Source organism: Bacillus sp. z33 (assembly GCF_058313615.1).
Genome location: NZ_JBZFQN010000001.1, coordinates 910,337 through 927,448, shown reverse-complemented (window position 1 = coordinate 927,448; position 17,112 = coordinate 910,337). Strand labels below are relative to the sequence as shown.

16 protein-coding genes are annotated in these 17,112 nt (G+C 37.3%); 6 read left to right on the top strand and 10 right to left on the bottom strand.

Going from position 1 to position 17,112, the window contains the following annotated elements:
- The first annotated feature begins 67 nt into the window (after positions 1-67).
- The 3 genes from gnd (at position 68) to AC4G3L_RS04315 (ending at position 5,097) form a co-directional block, all read left to right on the top strand.
- Entirely contained in the window at positions 68-1,480 is a 1,413-nt protein-coding gene (gnd, locus tag AC4G3L_RS04325) for an NADP-dependent phosphogluconate dehydrogenase (protein WP_491075740.1), read from the top strand.
- Positions 1,481-1,885: 405 nt separating this feature from the next.
- Positions 1,886-3,613, top strand: coding sequence for a ribosomal protection-like ABC-F family protein (gene abc-f / locus AC4G3L_RS04320; RefSeq protein WP_491075739.1), 1,728 nt, complete (start codon positions 1,886-1,888; stop codon positions 3,611-3,613).
- Positions 3,614-4,335: 722 nt separating this feature from the next.
- Entirely contained in the window at positions 4,336-5,097 is a 762-nt protein-coding gene (locus AC4G3L_RS04315; RefSeq protein ID WP_491075738.1) for a glucose 1-dehydrogenase, read from the top strand.
- Positions 5,098-5,495: 398 nt separating this feature from the next.
- Here AC4G3L_RS04315 and AC4G3L_RS04310 read toward each other — a convergent pair whose 3' ends face one another.
- Entirely contained in the window at positions 5,496-6,149 is a 654-nt protein-coding gene (locus tag AC4G3L_RS04310) for a potassium channel family protein (protein WP_491075737.1), read from the bottom strand.
- 16 nt (positions 6,150-6,165) lie between these two features.
- A complete protein-coding gene (locus AC4G3L_RS04305; RefSeq protein WP_491075736.1) occupies positions 6,166-7,356 on the bottom strand; it encodes a potassium transporter TrkG in 1,191 nt (396 codons plus the stop codon).
- A gap of 434 nt (positions 7,357-7,790) precedes the next feature.
- Between AC4G3L_RS04305 and AC4G3L_RS04300 the strand changes: the two genes are divergently transcribed.
- Positions 7,791-7,979, top strand: coding sequence for a hypothetical protein (locus AC4G3L_RS04300; RefSeq protein ID WP_491075735.1), 189 nt, complete (start codon positions 7,791-7,793; stop codon positions 7,977-7,979).
- 81 nt (positions 7,980-8,060) lie between these two features.
- On the opposite strand, the gene AC4G3L_RS04295 is transcribed toward AC4G3L_RS04300, so the two are convergent.
- Positions 8,061-8,930 (bottom strand): hypothetical protein, encoded by an 870-nt coding sequence (locus AC4G3L_RS04295; protein WP_491075734.1) that lies wholly within the window; start codon positions 8,928-8,930, stop codon positions 8,061-8,063.
- Positions 8,931-9,027: 97 nt separating this feature from the next.
- Positions 9,028-10,683: a glycosyl hydrolase family 28-related protein gene (locus tag AC4G3L_RS04290; protein WP_491075733.1), complete on the bottom strand. Its 1,656-nt coding sequence runs from the start codon at positions 10,681-10,683 to the stop codon at positions 9,028-9,030.
- A gap of 187 nt (positions 10,684-10,870) precedes the next feature.
- Here AC4G3L_RS04290 and lepB point away from each other — a divergent pair, with 187 nt between their 5' ends.
- A complete protein-coding gene (gene lepB / locus AC4G3L_RS04285) occupies positions 10,871-11,419 on the top strand; it encodes a signal peptidase I (RefSeq protein ID WP_491075732.1) in 549 nt (182 codons plus the stop codon).
- A 73-nt stretch (positions 11,420-11,492) separates the two neighbouring features.
- Here lepB and AC4G3L_RS04280 read toward each other — a convergent pair whose 3' ends face one another.
- The 5 genes from AC4G3L_RS04280 to AC4G3L_RS04260 form a co-directional block, all read right to left on the bottom strand.
- The gene (locus AC4G3L_RS04280) at positions 11,493-11,696 is read right to left on the bottom strand and encodes a hypothetical protein (protein ID WP_491075731.1); all 204 of its coding nucleotides are present in this window, start codon (positions 11,694-11,696) and stop codon (positions 11,493-11,495) included.
- A gap of 84 nt (positions 11,697-11,780) precedes the next feature.
- Positions 11,781-13,010, bottom strand: coding sequence for a hypothetical protein (locus AC4G3L_RS04275; protein WP_491075730.1), 1,230 nt, complete (start codon positions 13,008-13,010; stop codon positions 11,781-11,783).
- A gap of 12 nt (positions 13,011-13,022) precedes the next feature.
- Positions 13,023-13,847 carry a hypothetical protein gene (locus AC4G3L_RS04270; protein WP_491075729.1) on the bottom strand — a complete coding sequence of 275 codons (825 nt, stop codon included), beginning with the start codon at positions 13,845-13,847 and terminating at the stop codon, positions 13,023-13,025.
- Positions 13,844-14,533: an ABC transporter ATP-binding protein gene (locus AC4G3L_RS04265; RefSeq protein WP_491075728.1), complete on the bottom strand. Its 690-nt coding sequence runs from the start codon at positions 14,531-14,533 to the stop codon at positions 13,844-13,846. Before AC4G3L_RS04265 ends, AC4G3L_RS04270 begins: the two co-directional genes overlap by 4 nt.
- An 11-nt stretch (positions 14,534-14,544) precedes the next feature.
- Positions 14,545-14,916 carry a GntR family transcriptional regulator gene (locus AC4G3L_RS04260; RefSeq protein ID WP_491075727.1) on the bottom strand — a complete coding sequence of 124 codons (372 nt, stop codon included), beginning with the start codon at positions 14,914-14,916 and terminating at the stop codon, positions 14,545-14,547.
- A gap of 203 nt (positions 14,917-15,119) precedes the next feature.
- On the opposite strand from AC4G3L_RS04260, the gene AC4G3L_RS04255 reads away from it, so the two are divergent.
- Positions 15,120-15,962 carry a patatin-like phospholipase family protein gene (locus AC4G3L_RS04255; RefSeq protein WP_491075726.1) on the top strand — a complete coding sequence of 281 codons (843 nt, stop codon included), beginning with the start codon at positions 15,120-15,122 and terminating at the stop codon, positions 15,960-15,962.
- A 42-nt stretch (positions 15,963-16,004) separates the two neighbouring features.
- Here AC4G3L_RS04255 and AC4G3L_RS04250 read toward each other — a convergent pair whose 3' ends face one another.
- Entirely contained in the window at positions 16,005-17,054 is a 1,050-nt protein-coding gene (locus AC4G3L_RS04250) for a M42 family metallopeptidase (protein WP_491075725.1), read from the bottom strand.
- Positions 17,055-17,112: the final 58 nt, after the last annotated feature.

Sequence of the window (17,112 nt, the reverse complement as noted above, 5' to 3'; positions counted from 1 at the left end):
TAGTGTAAAATTGCTAAAGTTAATACGGTTTAGTATAGCGAAAAAACAATGAAAGGAATGTTTACAGATGGAAAAACAACAAATCGGTGTAATCGGTCTTGCCGTAATGGGCAAGAATTTAGCTTTTAATATTGAAAGCCGTGGATATTCCGTTTCAGTATATAATCGTTCATCTGAAAAAACAGATGCTATGATGAAAGAGGCGGAAGGCAGAAATGTCCATCCTACCTACTCAATTGAAGAATTTGTAAATTCTTTGGAAACACCGCGTAAAATCTTGATTATGGTGAAAGCCGGCGCAGCTACTGATGCAACCATTGCGCAATTAACTCCTTATCTTGATAAAGGTGATATTCTAATTGACGGCGGGAACACATTCTTCAAAGATACACAGCGCCGTAATGAAGAACTAAGCAAGCAAGGTTTCCATTTTATTGGAACAGGTGTATCCGGCGGTGAAGAGGGTGCATTAAAAGGACCTTCTATTATGCCTGGAGGCCAAAAGGAAGCGTACGAGCTTGTAGCTCCGATTTTAAAAGCAATCTCCGCTAAAGTAGGCGATGATGCTTGCTGTACATATATTGGACCGGATGGAGCGGGCCATTATGTAAAAATGGTCCATAATGGAATTGAGTACGGAGATATGCAATTGATTTCTGAATCTTATTCATTATTACGCCATATTCTTGGATTGAACGCTGAAGAACTTCATGAAGTGTTCTCTGAATGGAACAAAGGCGAACTGGACAGCTATCTAATCGAGATTACCGCTGATATCTTTACGAAAAAAGATGAAGAAACAGGCAAACCTATGGTTGATGTAATCCTTGATAAAGCAGGCCAAAAAGGAACGGGAAAATGGACAAGCCAAAGTGCTCTTGACCTTGGTGTACCGCTTCCTATCATTACTGAATCGGTATTTGCACGTTTCTTATCTGCGTTAAAAGAAGAACGTGTGGAGGCCTCTAAAATATTAACAGGTCCTGAAGTGAAGGCATTTACTGGGGATAAAGCAGCCTTTATCGAATCGATTCGAAAAGCATTATACTTAAGTAAAATATGTTCATATGCACAAGGATTTGCCCAAATGAAAGCTGCGTCTGACGAATTTAACTGGGATCTTCAATATGGTGATATCGCGATGATCTTCCGCGGCGGATGTATCATTCGTGCACAATTCTTACAGAAGATTAAAGATGCGTATGACCGCAACCCTAGCCTTAATAATCTACTTCTTGACGACTATTTCAAAGAAATCGCAATCAGCTATCAGGAAGCATTGCGTGAAGTCATTGTAGCGGCTGTTCAAGCTGGTATTCCTGTTCCATGCTTTACTGCTGCATTATCTTATTATGACAGCTACCGTGCTGAAACATTGCCTGCGAATCTTTTACAGGCGCAACGTGACTACTTCGGCGCTCATACATACGAGCGTGTAGATAAAGAAGGTATCTTCCATACTGAATGGATGGAATCTTAAGTAACAACAAAAGAAGCAGTTTAAAGATCAGAGAATCTTTAGGCTGCTTTTTTTTTGGTATAACGAAAGACTTTTGTCATTCATCATCAGATTGATAAAGACCCATTTGACATAACTTAATCAACTGACATATACTGTAAATAATAAATGGTGAAGGACTGATATTGGGACGATGAAATTCTAATTTGATTTTCCGCGATGTTTTTTGAATAAAAAACAGAAGCCTGAAAATTGGATTAGTGTGCCCATACCACGTTCTTTCATTGAAAAGAGTATAAAAGAATTCGACTGCCCCTCGTGCAGGCCTATTTATTATACCTCTGACGATAAACAACGTTGTTCATACACCCTCCAGCAGGCTTCTGTTGGAGGGTTTTTTATTGCCAAATTTAAGAGGTGGTTGGAATGAATATACTCAGTCTGAAAGAAATAAAGAAAATCTATGGTGAAAGAACTATTTTAAAGAATATAAATATGAAGATAAAATCTGCAGATAGAATCGGGTTGATTGGTTATAACGGCACGGGGAAAACAACGCTGGCTAATATCATGACAGGATTGATCCAAGCGGACAAAGGCAATATAAAGTTTGGCAAAGAGACTGTCAGTATAGGGTATTTACGGCAATCGATTGAGTATACTGCCGATATCTTTCAATCCATGATGGAGTCCGGTGCTGAGGCAGGGATGTTTGAGCTGACGAGTCAGCTTGGATTGGGAGGGGCGCAAGACTGGGATCCAGAACGTTTGGATCATTTAAGCGGGGGTGAACGTTTAAAGCTTGCGCTCGCATCTATTTGGTCAACCGAACCAGATTTATTGATTCTTGATGAACCAACGAATCATTTGGACCTGGAAGGGATTAATTGGTTGGTAGACGAATTAGCATTGTACAACGGTGCCGTCATTATGATCTCTCATGACCGTTATTTTCTGGACCAGGCAGTCAGCCGTATAGTTGAAATTGAGGAAGGAATTGTGCACGAGTACACAGGGAATTACAGTGCCTATAAAAAACAAAAAGAAGAAAATAGAAGAATTCAACAGCATCAATATGTTCATCAACAAAAAGAAGTCAAACGGATAGAAAAGCAAATGAATCAATTAAAAAATTGGTCAGAAAAAGCTCATCGTGACTCCACAAAGCAAGGCACTGCTTCTGAAAGAAAGCTGATGGGCAAAAAGGAATATTATCGTGTTAAGGTTAAAAAAATGGATATACAGGTTAAATCCAAGCAAAAAAGGCTGGAAGCAGAGCTTGCAAAACATAGAATAGAAAAGCCAACTGATGATGTGAAGATTGAATTTGAATTTCAGGTGGTTGACAAGCGTGGCAAACGAATCTTGGAAGCAAAAAATTTAAAAAAGAAATATAAAGATCATACCATTTTCCATAGTAGTCATTTTTACATGAAGCATGGAGAATCTATTGGAATGATTGGTCCAAATGGAGCGGGGAAAACTACATTAATACGGATGATTTTAGATGAAGAGCCAGTTAGCGGGGGAGAGTTATGGAAAAGTCCTACTTTAAAAATCGGTTACTTAAGTCAGGATGTGGGAGATCTTCCTGTCCATAAGAAACCACTCGAAGCGCTTGGTCTATATGACAGGGATTCTATTTACAAGGCAAAAACTCTGTTTGCGAACCTGGGGTTTACAGCAAGGCAAATAGAAGATCCCATCTCCTCCTTATCGATGGGGCAGCGTACGAAAATTAAGCTAATTCAATTGCTGTTGGAGGGGTACAATTTACTGATTCTCGATGAACCGACCAATCATCTCGATTTGCCTAGCAGAGAGCAATTAGAGGAGACCCTTTCTACATTTGCCGGCACCTTATTAATTGTTTCGCATGATCAATATTTGATTGAACGTCTCTGTAATAAGCTATTGGTTATTGATGAAAAGATCATTCGGCGTGTTGAGACCAGCAAACCGAAAACGAACGAACAGATACCTGCATCAAATAAGCAGATTGAAGAAGAACTTATGATCGTTGAAACGAATTTAGCTGCGGTCTTAAGTACATTGAGTATGTTAATACCAGGTGATTCCCAATTTGAAGCATTGGATAAAGAATTTAAACGATTGGTTGATCAGAAGGCTCTGTTGAATAGAAGCAGAAATTAGGCATTTAACCAGAATTTTAAGAAGTGGGCGGCTTTATCTGTATAGTCACTTAGGATAGAGGTACAATGAGATCGATTGTTAAGTTATTAGTTGGTATGCCTTCTAGGTAGGTGTAACAATCTATATTGGGGTGAGTGCGTGATATGATTGTATTTAAATTTGCACATAATAAAATTTTACCTTATTGTATCCTTTTCGCAATAAGGTCTTTTCTATGAAATATAACAGTTCAAAAGGATGTGTTTGTTACTAGTCAATGGGCAGCATTCTGTCCTGCTTTAAAAACGATTAGTGACATACTATATACAAGGTTTATAAAACAATTAGTATATTATCTATCCAAAATGTATTAAATTCTATTGCAACTGTTCATTTCATTAGGCAAAAATAATTATTATAAAATAACATGAATGTTTTGAAATTTAAAAATCTATCATGTATAGTTTAATTGTAATAGAGAAATACATAATTCAAAAGAAAAGCAGATCAGTGATCTTTAGTAAGCCCGATTTGTGGTTTGGATTTGAGCGATGAATCTCTAAAATGAATCCTGAAATTTAATATATGAGGATACTAATACTACATGTATCTAATGTTTATTAAAGTTACCAAATGAATAAATCATCCATAGAAGGAAACTGTAGAATACATCGCTCGGATTAGTAGTTTAACATGCAAACAGCTAATTAAAAAATTATTAAAAATGCTTAGGAGGATGAACAATGGGAAGATTACAAAATCAAGTAGCTATTATTACAGGCGGGGCAAACGGTATCGGAAAGTCAATTGCATCGCGTTATGCAGAGGAAGGAGCAAAGCTGGTAATTGCTGACTTCAATGGAGAAGCATTGCAGGCGACTGTCAATGAATTTAAATCGCAAGGTGTCGAGATAATAGGTGTAAAAGTTAATGTTGCAGTTGAAGAAGATGTTCAAAAAATGGTAGAAGAAACAGTAGCTGCATTTGATCGCGTTGATATTTTAGTCAACTGTGCCGGTGTATTAGATAGAATGCAGGCTGCTCATAATGTAGAAGATGCAGTTTGGAGCAGGGTTATGGACATCAATGTTGGCGGTGTCATGCGCAGTACCCGTAAAGTGTTACCTTACTTCCAGGCACAGGGAAGCGGCGTGATTGTGAATCTTTCCTCTATTACAGGTTTAACAGGCGGACGTGGAGGATTTACTTATACTGCGGCTAAACATGCTGTCACAGGCATGACAAAGAATATCGCTTCACATTATGGGCCACAAGGTATTCGTTGCAATGGAATCGCACCGGCTCAAGTTGAAACTGGGTTAACTAGCTCAACGGATGGCATGGATATGGAAGGATTGCAATATGCTACACGTGGTGTAAATTTAATGCCGCGTGCCGCTAAACCAGAAGAAATTGCAGACATTGCTCTGTTCCTGGCAAGTAAAGAATCTTCCTATATTAATGGTGTCGTAATCGCTGCTGATGCAGGTTGGTCTGCTTACTAATCATTTCCTATTACAGTAATGAAAGTTAAATAAATATTTATGTGAAATGCTCCCCTTAGGCAAACAGACAAATAACTGTTTATCTAAGGGGAGCTTTTTTATTTTGCTAATTTCATAGGTTGTATTTTTAAAAGTGATTAAACTAGTACGTTCATTTGGAGGATGTATGGAATTAAAAGTAAGTAAATGGTGAATGAGATAGGGGATCAGATAGAAGCATGAAATAAAAAGAATGGAATCCATCGAATCATTATAGAATTCAATGTGATTCCGGTCATATGGTGCTTGTTTAACATGTTACAGAAAACTATTCTATTTTCACCGGTAGAACGTGTACTATCTAGGGGATAACAGGGAACATAATCTGTTTCACATGCGTGATTAACAGGCAAACTGTCTTATTTATATTTCTTTTTAAATTTTTCAATACTGGCATTGGAACCGATTAGTAAGAAGTCATCTCCCTCTTGCAATTTGAGATCAGCAAAATGAGATAATATAGGCAAGCCATTACGAAGGACCAAGGATACGGTTATGTCGAATTTCCGTGAAAAATTAAGCTCGTTCAAGGACTTTCCATGCATCATTTCAGGTACTTCCATTTCAATTGCAGAAATATCTTTAGTGATTTCAATATATTCTATAACACCTGTTAATAATTCCTGGCGTGCGACTTTTCGTCCTGCTTCTTCCTCTGGCAAGATAATGCGATCCGCACCAAGGCTTTTTAGAATCTCCCCAATTTCTCGGTTATTGGCTTTAGCGATAATCTTTTTTGCTTTTCTTTCTTTCAATTTCTTCGTAATTAAAATAGCTGAAAAGGCATCAGAACCTATCGCGACAAAAACTGCATTGAACTGATCGATTTTTAATTCATCGAGCACGAGTGGATCACGGAAGTCGCCGACGATTGCATGAGTCGAATATTCATCTAAGCTTTCTAGATTTTTTTCATCCCGATCAGAAACAATGACTTCACAATGTTGACTGTATAACTCTTTTACGATGCCTGTACCAAATCTTCCTGCTCCAATGACTAGGTATGATTTCATAAATAATGTCCCCTTTTTAGCCTACAGCTAAGTCTTCTTTTAAGTATCTTGATTTAACTTTATCCACTTTAAAAATGGTATAGATAAAACTGAACACACCTATGCGTCCGATAATCATCAATGTGATTAAAACCGTTTTTGAAACAGGTGTCAATTCTGTAGTAATACCGAAGGATAATCCTGTATTTGTCAGTGCAGATAATACTTCAAACATTAATGGCTCCAATGGCTGTGGTTGCAGCATGGTTAATAAAATGGTAGAACCAAAAAACAATGCAATAAAAGTGAAGAATACCATAAAGGATTTATCGACTGCTTCCTGAGCAATCGTTTTTTTATAGATGACAACCTCTTTTTGGGATTTGGCTACCGCCAATACCTTAGAGAGCAATACAGCAAAGGTAGTTAATCGTATACCGCCTCCTGTACTCGAGGATGCTCCCCCTATAAACATAAATAAGGTAAGCAATAAAAAGGTAGTGATCGTTACCTGTGACACATCAATAGTTGTAAGCCCGCCATTTCTGGCTGTTGCTGAAAAAAACAATGAATTTGATAGTTTTTCCAAAATTGATAGTCCTTCAAATGTATTATTTGATTCCAATATAAAGAATATAGTCATACCGATGAAAAGGAGGAGCGAGTGAAGACGAATGTTTATTTTTGTAAACAAACTTTTCTTCCGTCTAAAGGATAAAAAGTATTCCACCAATGTTGGGTAGCCAAGACTTCCTAAAAAGATCGTTATAGAAGTCGTAAACAGGAAAAGATGATTTTGTTTAAATGAGATCAGGCTATCACCGAACAAATCAAACCCGGAATTTGTAAAGCTGGCTACTGCATGAAAAGCAGAAACAAACACTGCATCCCAAAAATTATCATATCGGGGTCGTATTTCCCCTAATAAAATAAGGAAACAGACTGTTTCTACTAATAACGCAATGATTAAAACCGAAACTCCAAGCGATGTAATGGAACTGAGTTTTGATTGGTTTTGATCCTTAGATAAAAGAAGCATACTTGATACCGTAATCTTCTTATCCATCACGACAAATAGGTAACTGATTAATACAACAATCCCAATACCGCCAAGCTGCATTTCCACCATTAAGATGGACTGCCCGACCCTGTTTAATTCTGTTCCTACATCTATTGGAGTCAGCCCCGTTACGCTTAATGCGCTGGTTGACAGAAATAAAGAATCCATTATCGATAATCCGCCGAAATTGGACTGTGGTATCCATAATAAAAATGCAAATAACATGATACAACCTATGTATAGGAAGAATATTTGCCGGAATGAGTGGATTGAAGATTTGCTTTGCTGCATTTTTATTTAATCTCCATTTCTTCTTTGTTAAATTGGTTTATTTAACTATAATATAACCTTTAGTAACAGTTACATCGTACTATATCTCATAATAAAACACCAAATAACATTTTTTTAAAGGGTTTACTAAACAATTTTTTACTCTATCACAATTTATCGAAATTTAAAACAGAAATATAAATTTTTATTTATGTTCATCTTGGCAGATTATTACTAATTAAAAAAATACTAGTTAACTAGTCAAATAGATGGCGATTTTTCTAGAGAACTGAATATAAATAAGTGAGGACTATGATGGGAGGGGAACCATTATGGACAATATTCAAAATTTATATGAGCGGTATAAAAAGGGAGAGAAGTTTGCTAAACCCTTTAGTCAAAAGCAAATGAGGCAACTAAGTGCAAAAGATCCAACCGAACTCGCATCCAACAACAAGGTGGTTCAAGACATGTTAAAGAAATATTCTCAGCAATTTCAAAAAAACAGGCATTATATTTAAGTCATTCGTCAATGAATAGGAGGAATTATGACCTTATTACATGTGAATAAGGGTCTTTTTGAGTAAACAAATTAAAACCCCTTAGGTAGGGGTTTTAACAAAGGGCCATTCTTCTTTTTCAATCATGAGAGCATATTCAATATTTTCTGCTTGATACATAAGGGCATAATGTAAAAATAAGATATTTTGTTTATCTATCACATCAAATTGAGAGGAGTAGCTGGACAATATGGTTACTTTTTCACTTCCCCGATAGTTGAAATGGAAAACAAGCCTGTTTTTCTTCAATTTAGCAAGAGGAGCATCCCAGTTTAACACTTCTGGATCGCCTGTTTCTTTTGAGAGTTCGGCATAATTTAGCTCCGTTCCAGTAAGGCGATTAAAGTCTTTGGTTACACATTCAAAGGTAATATTATATCTTTGCTTATAGCTGATTTTAAAGTCCTCCAAAAAGTAAGCAAGAGCCGAAACATAATTGACTTTCATCGTTTCTTCATCGAGAAATGTAAACAATTTTCCGATACTGGCATCTGAATACATCCTTGACAGGAGGGTTGCTTTTGAGCTTTGCAGTTCAATAAAGGCCACAGCTGCTGTTTCTTTATCTTCCACTTCAAATTCCATTTGAAATAGCTTAAAGCGTTTGAGCTGTCTTGTTGTGCTGGGGATAATTAAAAATAAAATAACCCAGACTGATAACAAGAAAATCCCCTTCATGATCGTGAGCAGAAAGGTGGAGGATATCAAAGGTTTTATCACATACTCTGTCCACCATGTGGCGGGTACAGCCGTTGATAAAGGAATAGGCTTCACATCTCCCCATATCAATTGATAAAGGGTCCAACCCATGATGAAAATCAGTCCACCATAATAGATAAATGTCAGTACGTCGTTTATTACTTCTTTAATCGATAAAAGGAATTGTTTGAGGAAACTTAGAATCCGATTCACAAATAGTCACCTCTTTGCATTTTGCAGACAAGAGTTAAATTAATCATAAATATATATGCAAAGAGGGGGAGGATTATTCTTGAAAATTAGATTTTAATTATTTTTTATTGGCAACGGCAATGGGAGTGTGATATCCACTCGTTTGAATACCGTCCAGGTCAGCTGTATGATTGGCTGTTTTAATCGCAATTCCCCCAATTTTTGTTTCTGCCCAAACTTTAGAGATTGCTGCTTGCGTCACACCTTTCCCAATATCTATGGCAATCGGGGCGGAATTTTTAATAGTGATATTGTTTAAACGGATGTGATCGGTATGCTGGTTGCCGCCAACTACTTTTATATCTGTACCGGCAGTTTGAAAATTTTCGATGGTCAGATTTTTAAGCGTAATATGGCGGGACTTATATTGAATAGCAACCATAGGATTCTGTTGATAGTCATAATTTGGGTCACCAAGCAGAGTGAAGTGATTAATAACTACATTCTGATAGGCTGATATAACAAGGCAACGTGGTGTAGATCCTACATACAGATCAGTGAAAATAGGTGAGATCGCCACTATATTCGTTGCTGTTATATTATAGGCTGATTTTGATTGTGGTTCTGACTTAAGATGATGTCCGATATGCCTAAAGTTATAAGAACGATTATCATGGATTGAAATATGCCCGATAATATGGACATTGGAAGCAGCTGATGCTGTTTCATGTGCTTTGATTTCAACTCCTCCAAAGCATCTGGTTGAAGAATTATTAATCAGCCAAACGTCATCAGAACCGTCATCTACTTCAAACCCATTGGAATTGGAAAATCCCTTTTTATGGGCTCTCCCGCTAGGATCGCACATATGACTGTTCGTAATTAAGATATGGCTGCTGTGATGTGTAGTTATCCCATCATCTCCAAAACCATATCCATTAAGATGATCCAGCCATATATATTTACTCGACCATCGTGAGCGAGTACCGTCTCCAAAATACGTATAGTAGGCAGCTGAAACATCAAAACAATGCAAGCCGGCATTTCGAGCTGTAACATCCTTCACCCAGCCATAGGTAACATGAGCATACGTTAAACAGCTGGAATTGTTGTTGCCAGCACTTGTATGAGTATCCTCTGGAAATCTTTCCACATTCCAGTCAAGTGTCATTCCCTGCACGAGAATATGATGATTGCCGCGAATCGGGTTTGCGTTCGTAATAAGAATAGCTTTTTTAGGAGATTCATTGGCTAATTTAAGAATCGTTTTATCTTTGCCCTCACCGACCAGACATGTATAGGAGGGGAGTTTAAGGCCCTTTGTGATAAAAACACCTTCCGGGATATAAACCATTCTGTTCCCGCTGCCAAGAGCGCTTTCAAATGCTTTCGTATTGTCTGTTATCCCGTCCCCAACAGCACCATAATCAGTAATGTTAACTTGCTCCTTAATTCTTTGATTTAGATGCTGATATTCTTTATCCAATTTCTTTTTCCACTCAGGAAAAGGATGGCCATCCATAATGGTACAGCCAGGAGGCTTTTTAAGGTGGGATTGTTTTCTCGTTGTCAGTAAGAGGCGAGGCAAAACATATTTAACATTTCTTTCAGGCTTTATGCGGCCTTCAGAAAGGGGGGTAAACGTAGTTAATGTTTCTTCTAGTAATTTATGGGTCTCTTTAGCCAGACTTGCTGCGGTATGATTTAACGGGATCCATTTGGATAAGAGAATGGCATTTTTATTGGGATCATGATTTTTTGATAAATACAGCATAATGAGTTTTACACCTCACGATAAGTATAAAGAATAGATATTAGTGTATTCCCTTTGCCCAAGTATATTAATCGTAATCAAAATGTAATGTCATTTGTAGGTATCTTACCATATTATATGGGTATAAATTATAATGTTTATATGTACTGCAACAACCGGGAAATTTGCTGAAAGAAGGAGACTCCAATTGCGAAAGATATTTAAGACTGAAATAGGAAGTTGGATCATCTCTATCACATTTGCCATTGCGTTGGCTTATGTTGTCAAAACATTTTTCGTCTCTTTTTTTATTGTAGAAGGAGCCTCCATGGAACCAACGCTTTATAACAACGAAAAAGTATTAGTCAATAAGTTCGCGGCATATAACGGTTCAGTTGACCATCAGGATATCGTGGTGATTCAAGATGATAAGAAGGATAAATATTATGTGAAGCGGATTATCGGGTTACCTGGTGAAAAGGTTGAACTAGAGAATGATACGCTCTATATCAATGGGAAGAAAAAAGAAGAACCGTATCTGCCGGAGGAACAAGAGGAAATCGATCTACTGAAGATTAATAGGACAGGTGACTTTGATGCAGTGAATGTCCCGGAGGATCATTATTTTGTGATGGGGGATAATCGCTGGGATAGCAGAGACAGTCGCAATGGGCTTGGCTACATAGATAAGGATGATATCGTCGGTACATGTGAATATGTAATCGTACCGCTTAAATATGCGCGAAAAACAGATTAATAAGGTAGGGGGAAGAACATCCCCATAAAGCTGAAAAAGATGAATCGCTCAAGGTCGATTCACCTTTTCTAGCTTAAATATTCCGTTTATAGGTTTCTTTTGTCAGCACTGGGAATTGATCCACCGGGGCATCCAGTTTTTTTACATTGAAGACCTCGCCGTATTTTTCGAGATCACTGGCAATCTCGTCCTGCAGCTCTCTGGTCGGAACCTCCACGTTGTACTTAGTACCTTCATGCAGAAGTCTTGGCTCCGTTTCAAAATAAACATAATACATGGAAAATACCTCCAAATTATCGTTTGGTTGTTGTATTCCCTTTTTAAGATACTCAAAACAAATGAATGATAAAATTTAGTTGATTCATAGACCGTTTACTTGATAAATATGGATATCCTTGTAGTTCACTTTTGAATCTTTGTTTTTCATCTCAATCTTGCCATCGAATATGGATTTATCGTCTTCGAAATTATATATTTTTATAGATGGCTGCTTTAGTTCGCCTCTATAAGTAATAATCATCTTGTTTTGATATAATTCCATATTGTGTTCATAAGTGTTTGGTTCCAATGGAAAAGTATATTTATTCGTGATTTTTTGATTCTCCAAATCATACTTAAGCATGTTAACTGCTTTGTTCTCATTCTCTTCTTTAATAGTGGAAGTATATAAAGAACGAAAGTCATAAGCTAGATAATGGGCGTCATCTTGTAAAAGTTGTTTCGCCAAATCTTCCGGAAGTTTTACTTGTTCTGATCTTCCAGTTTTGTAGTTGTAAGCATATAATTCACGATTGACCATTTGAACGTTCTCCCCATCCTCATCAAGAATCGTTTTTTCTAATTGGTATAAAAAATAAGGATTAGATTGAGTTGGATTAATGTCTGTTAATCCAGTTATATAAAAGATTTTTTGAGGTGTTTGTTTTTCTGTAATTAAGATCGAATTGTCGTCGACTAACTTCTGCTTTTTGAGGTCAATCGTATATTCATGAAGCTGGATTCTTCCGTCTTCATCCATACTGTCACTAAGAGTCATTACACGTAATTCATTCATGATGATTTGGATATCAAGGATTTCAATATAGTTTGAACTTCCTTGATTTGGTATTTTCACTTCGAAAGTACTTGTATCCTCTGTTTTCTCGTTTAGCTGATCAATTTTGAATCTGAAATTATACATTCCTTGATCGGAGGAAAATTCATAGTTGGAGTCGACATAAATCATTTGTTTCGTATCATTATAGAGCTGAGTATTAGTAGTTTTCCCCCTCATAAAAGAAGAATATCGATCAGTTAAATCTCTCATCTCAGATGTATCTTTTCTCTTTTCCCAATAATCTAATTGCTCAAAAAAGGATAAATCAGACCGATAATGAGAACCTTCTTTAGTAACCTCAACATCTTCTGTAAATGTAAGATCTTCATAACTGGCTTCTAGGGTTATTGTATCCAATAGTTTGGCGTCTCCATTAGTTTGTTTAATGTAAAGATCAGGAAGGTCAGAAGAGGAAAAAGCCTGATTTACATAAAAAACAGAAAGAGATAGCACGGCAACAAGCAGAATCACGATTGAATTACGATATTTTTTCATTGTTTCCTCTCCTTATACAGTGATTTTCTTATTTAATAAATAACGGCTGAGTAAGATGGAGAACACTCCAATAATAATGCCAACTGCACTTTCAATCATAACAACTTCTGAATTATAGAAATAATTCGTTTTACCTAACATTAGACTAATAGGTAATATAAATGCACCCACAACGACAACGCCGTACACAATGGCTAGAAGAATGCCTTTCCATTTAAAGCTGCGTTCAAGCAGTATAGCAGAAAAGAGGATGGTTAAAGTGATAAAACCTGCACCGTAGTACAAGATAAATTGTGTTAAAGTCTGCGGAAGAAGAATTCTTAAGAAAGATTTATTTACTAAACTAACAATTGAAATTTCATTCAAATAATCAGCGGATATAAACCATTCCAGAATTTTTGACTCGATTGGAAGGAAAATTAACTGAACGGATACTAATAAGAGAACGAGTAGCATTAAAGCTGTTAATTTTGAAAAATAGATGGTCATTCTGGAAGTAGGAATCATCAATAAACGATAGATAAATGAACCTTTACCGGCCCAGTCACGGTACCAAATCAGAAAAATATATAAGAAAATGGCGCCGGCACATAAAGCGATTGGGGCATTAAATAGCATAGAACCTACATAGTTAGCCATTCCAAATAGTCCATTTTCTTCGATAAAGGTTTCTTTAGGGATTCCAGTCATTAAGGAATCATTTGCCCTGTCCATGTAGCCTTTAGCCTGAATGATTAAACCAGCAATCTGTATAATAAAGACACCCATAATCATCCCATATAATATTTTGGAGAACCGATTTAATTCCATATTCACAAGCTTAAAAAAGCGACTCATCGTATATACACCTCTCTCATCACATCTACGACAGACTTACCTTCGTTCATGCGAACCTCTTCTGCATTAAATTCTTTATAAACCACGCCATCATTTAACAAAACAACTTTATCAATGAGGTGCTCAATATCGTTGATTTCATGTGTCGTAATAATAACACCGCGATCTTCAATCAGGTGGCTTGTAAAAACATCTGCGATTTGTTCACGGCTGAAAATATCAATCCCGGAAAAGGGTTCATCCATTAGGACATAATCTACGTCCTGTGCTAATCCCAACAAAAGATTCACCTTTGCGGTATTTCCTTTTGATAAAGTTGAAATCCGTACATTTTCATCCAGTTTAAAAAAGATCAGTAATTCGTCAGCGCGTTCCTGGTTCCAGCTTTCATAAAAATCGTTCATAAAATCCATCGCCTCTACAATGGTGAAATGTGAAAGCATCGTTAATGAATCAGGAATGAATGTAATCTTCTCGTATGATTCCTTCGTTCGTTTGGCTCCATTTATTAGAATTTCTCCTCCATTAATGGGGGTAAGACCCATGATCGATTTCATAACCGTGGTTTTACCAACACCGTTTATACCAATCAAACAAGTAATCTCCCCTTTGTTTGCTGTAAAACTAACGTCATCCAATACTTTTTTCCTGCCGAATTTTTTTATTAAATTTTTTACCTCTAACATGGTGTCCCTCCTCAGTCTTGTTCCGATTTGTATTTTTCTTTGACAATACTCAATAGTTCATCTACGGGTAGTTGAATCGGTTTAATTGCCTGGACAAAGGTGTCAACTGCTTCATGAATCAGCTCTTGGCGGACGCTACTCAATATGTCCTTATCTGTTGTAATCCGGCTTGGGAAATTTCTTTCAGTGTAAATCAATCCCTGTTCCTCCATTTCCTTATACGCTTTTTGAGCGGTATTAGGGTTTATTTTTAGAAGACCCGCAAGCTCACGTCGAGAAGGAATCTCTTCTCCGCTTGCAAGCCGGCCGGTCGCTATTTGTTCTTTGAAGTAACGGACAACTTGTAAATAAACGGGATCCCGGTTATTAAAGATGATGTTCATCGTTTCATCTCCTATGTCTGGTTAACCAATATTTGGTGTGTGTACTATGTGGTTCATACACCTGATATGTGTACTATACATGTAATACACCAGAACCGTCAATGAAAAGTAAAAAAATTCCTTAAAAGGTTTTGAAATTTGTAATTATTTATAAAGGTAAAGGCAAAATAAGAAGGATTCTCTAGGGAAGGAGGTTACTTGTCATGCAGAATACAGGCCTGGTTTTAGAGGGCGGCGGAATGAGAGGATTATATACAGCCGGAGTTTTGAGGTATTTGATGGAACAGGATATTTATTTGCCATATACAATCGGTGTTTCAGCCGGTGCATGCAATGGTTCTTCTTATATTGCCCGGCAAATAGACCGTAATTATACGGCAAATATCGACTATGTCTCACATCCGGAATATCTTTCCTATAAACGTTTTCTGAAGAAACGCGAATTATTTGGAATGGATTTTATTTTTGATAAAATTCCAAATGAACTGGTTCCATTTGATTTGAAGGCTTTTTGTGAAGCCAAGGAACAGTTTGTCGTCGGTGTTACAGATTGCGTTACAGGCGAACCCGTATACTATAGCAAAGAGCACTTAAAAAAAGATATTACAACGATTCTGCGCGCATCCAGTTCCATTCCATTTTTTGCGCCGGTAATCTCTTATGATGGCAGAATGCTGCTTGACGGGGGAGTTGCCGATCCGATACCGATTCAAAAATCTCAAGCAGACGGGAATACGAAAAATATTGTCGTGCTTACCGGAAACAAGGGATATATGAAAGGCTCATCGTTTGATTGGTTTGGAAAAAGATTATATAAGAATTATCAAGGACTATTAAAGGCCCTTCGCAATCGGCATATCCTATACAATGACACGATACGTTATCTGGAGGAACAGGAAGAAAAGGGACATGTCGTCATTATTCGTCCAATAGAGAAATCAGATGTCAGCCGAATTGAGCGTAATCCTAAAAAGCTGAAAAAGCTGTACAATCAAGGATATGCAGAAGCCAAGGCTGCTCATGGAAAAATAAAAAAGCTATTATAACAACAACCCACCACTATTTTTCGTGATGGGTTGTTGATTCTTTTATTGCTGTCTTAATTCTGATTGTAAATAATGCCAAATTAAATTCGCAGTATGTTCGATGGAACTAATATGGGTGCGTTCAAAAGCATGGGAAGCATCGATGCCGGGGCCAATCAATCCATGAATAATATCATAGCCGGCACGAATGGCAGCAGAGGCATCAGAACCATAAAAAGGGTAAATATCCACGCGATAATCCACCTGATGCTGCTTTGATAACTCGACGAGATGCTGGCGCAGACCATAATGATAAGGTCCGCTTGAGTCTTTGGCGCAAATGGATACACTGTATTCATCCGTTGCCTGTCCTTCTCCGATTGCTCCCATATCAACAGCCAAATATTCAACTGTTTCGGACGGTATATTGGAATTGCCGCCATAGCCGATTTCTTCATTGTTAGAGATTAAGAAATGGGTCGTATAAGGAAGAATGATACCTTCTTTATTTATCTGTTTAATAATATACATCAGAATACCGACACTTGCTTTATCGTCCAAATGACGGGATTTAATAAATCCGTTGTCTGTCAGTTCAACACGCGGTTCGAAGGAAACAAAATCGCCGACTGAAATGCCAAGCTTTTCTGTATCTGCCTTGCTTTTTGTGACAGCATCAATTCGTACTTCCATTGTCGCATCCTCGCGTTTGACATCGCCCATTTTCTGATAAACATGAACGGAGGTTTGATTTAGAAGAATGGTTCCTGTATAGATCCTTCCATCAGCTGTATGGATTTTACAGTATTCACCCTCAACAGAATTCCAGCGAAATCCACCTACCATCGATAATTTTAAACGCCCGCCTGGTTTGATTTCTTTAACCATGGCACCTAACGTATCAACATGGGCGGTAAGAAAACGATGTTTAGAATCATCTTGCCCCTTGATTGTTGCCAATAATGCTCCTTTATTTGTTTTTACTGCTGTAATACCTTCAGATTGTAAAAATCGTGCCACATGTTCAATCACTTCTGTGGTATAGCCGCTCGGACTTGGGATGGATACCAGTTCTTTTATATATTGAAAAATTTCCTGACCATTGGCTTTCATCGCTACGAATCACTCCTTTTATGTATAGATTTATTATATACCTTTGTTAAAAAGTTGA

Coding starts and splice junctions, on each gene's coding strand:
- AC4G3L_RS04315 (WP_491075738.1), top strand. CDS start 4,336: ATGGGAAGATTACAAAATCAAGTAGCTATTATTACAGGCGGGGCAAAC.
- AC4G3L_RS04265 (WP_491075728.1), bottom strand. CDS start 14,533: ATGTTAGAGGTAAAAAATTTAATAAAAAAATTCGGCAGGAAAAAAGTA.
- AC4G3L_RS04290 (WP_491075733.1), bottom strand. CDS start 10,683: ATGCTGTATTTATCAAAAAATCATGATCCCAATAAAAATGCCATTCTC.
- AC4G3L_RS04270 (WP_491075729.1), bottom strand. CDS start 13,847: ATGAGTCGCTTTTTTAAGCTTGTGAATATGGAATTAAATCGGTTCTCC.
- AC4G3L_RS04250 (WP_491075725.1), bottom strand. CDS start 17,054: ATGAAAGCCAATGGTCAGGAAATTTTTCAATATATAAAAGAACTGGTA.
- AC4G3L_RS04280 (WP_491075731.1), bottom strand. CDS start 11,696: ATGTATTATGTTTATTTTGAAACGGAGCCAAGACTTCTGCATGAAGGT.
- gnd (WP_491075740.1), top strand. CDS start 68: ATGGAAAAACAACAAATCGGTGTAATCGGTCTTGCCGTAATGGGCAAG.
- AC4G3L_RS04305 (WP_491075736.1), bottom strand. CDS start 7,356: ATGGATTCTTTATTTCTGTCAACCAGCGCATTAAGCGTAACGGGGCTG.
- AC4G3L_RS04260 (WP_491075727.1), bottom strand. CDS start 14,916: ATGAACATCATCTTTAATAACCGGGATCCCGTTTATTTACAAGTTGTC.
- abc-f (WP_491075739.1), top strand. CDS start 1,886: ATGAATATACTCAGTCTGAAAGAAATAAAGAAAATCTATGGTGAAAGA.
- AC4G3L_RS04310 (WP_491075737.1), bottom strand. CDS start 6,149: ATGAAATCATACCTAGTCATTGGAGCAGGAAGATTTGGTACAGGCATC.
- AC4G3L_RS04300 (WP_491075735.1), top strand. CDS start 7,791: ATGGACAATATTCAAAATTTATATGAGCGGTATAAAAAGGGAGAGAAG.
- AC4G3L_RS04255 (WP_491075726.1), top strand. CDS start 15,120: ATGCAGAATACAGGCCTGGTTTTAGAGGGCGGCGGAATGAGAGGATTA.
- AC4G3L_RS04275 (WP_491075730.1), bottom strand. CDS start 13,010: ATGAAAAAATATCGTAATTCAATCGTGATTCTGCTTGTTGCCGTGCTA.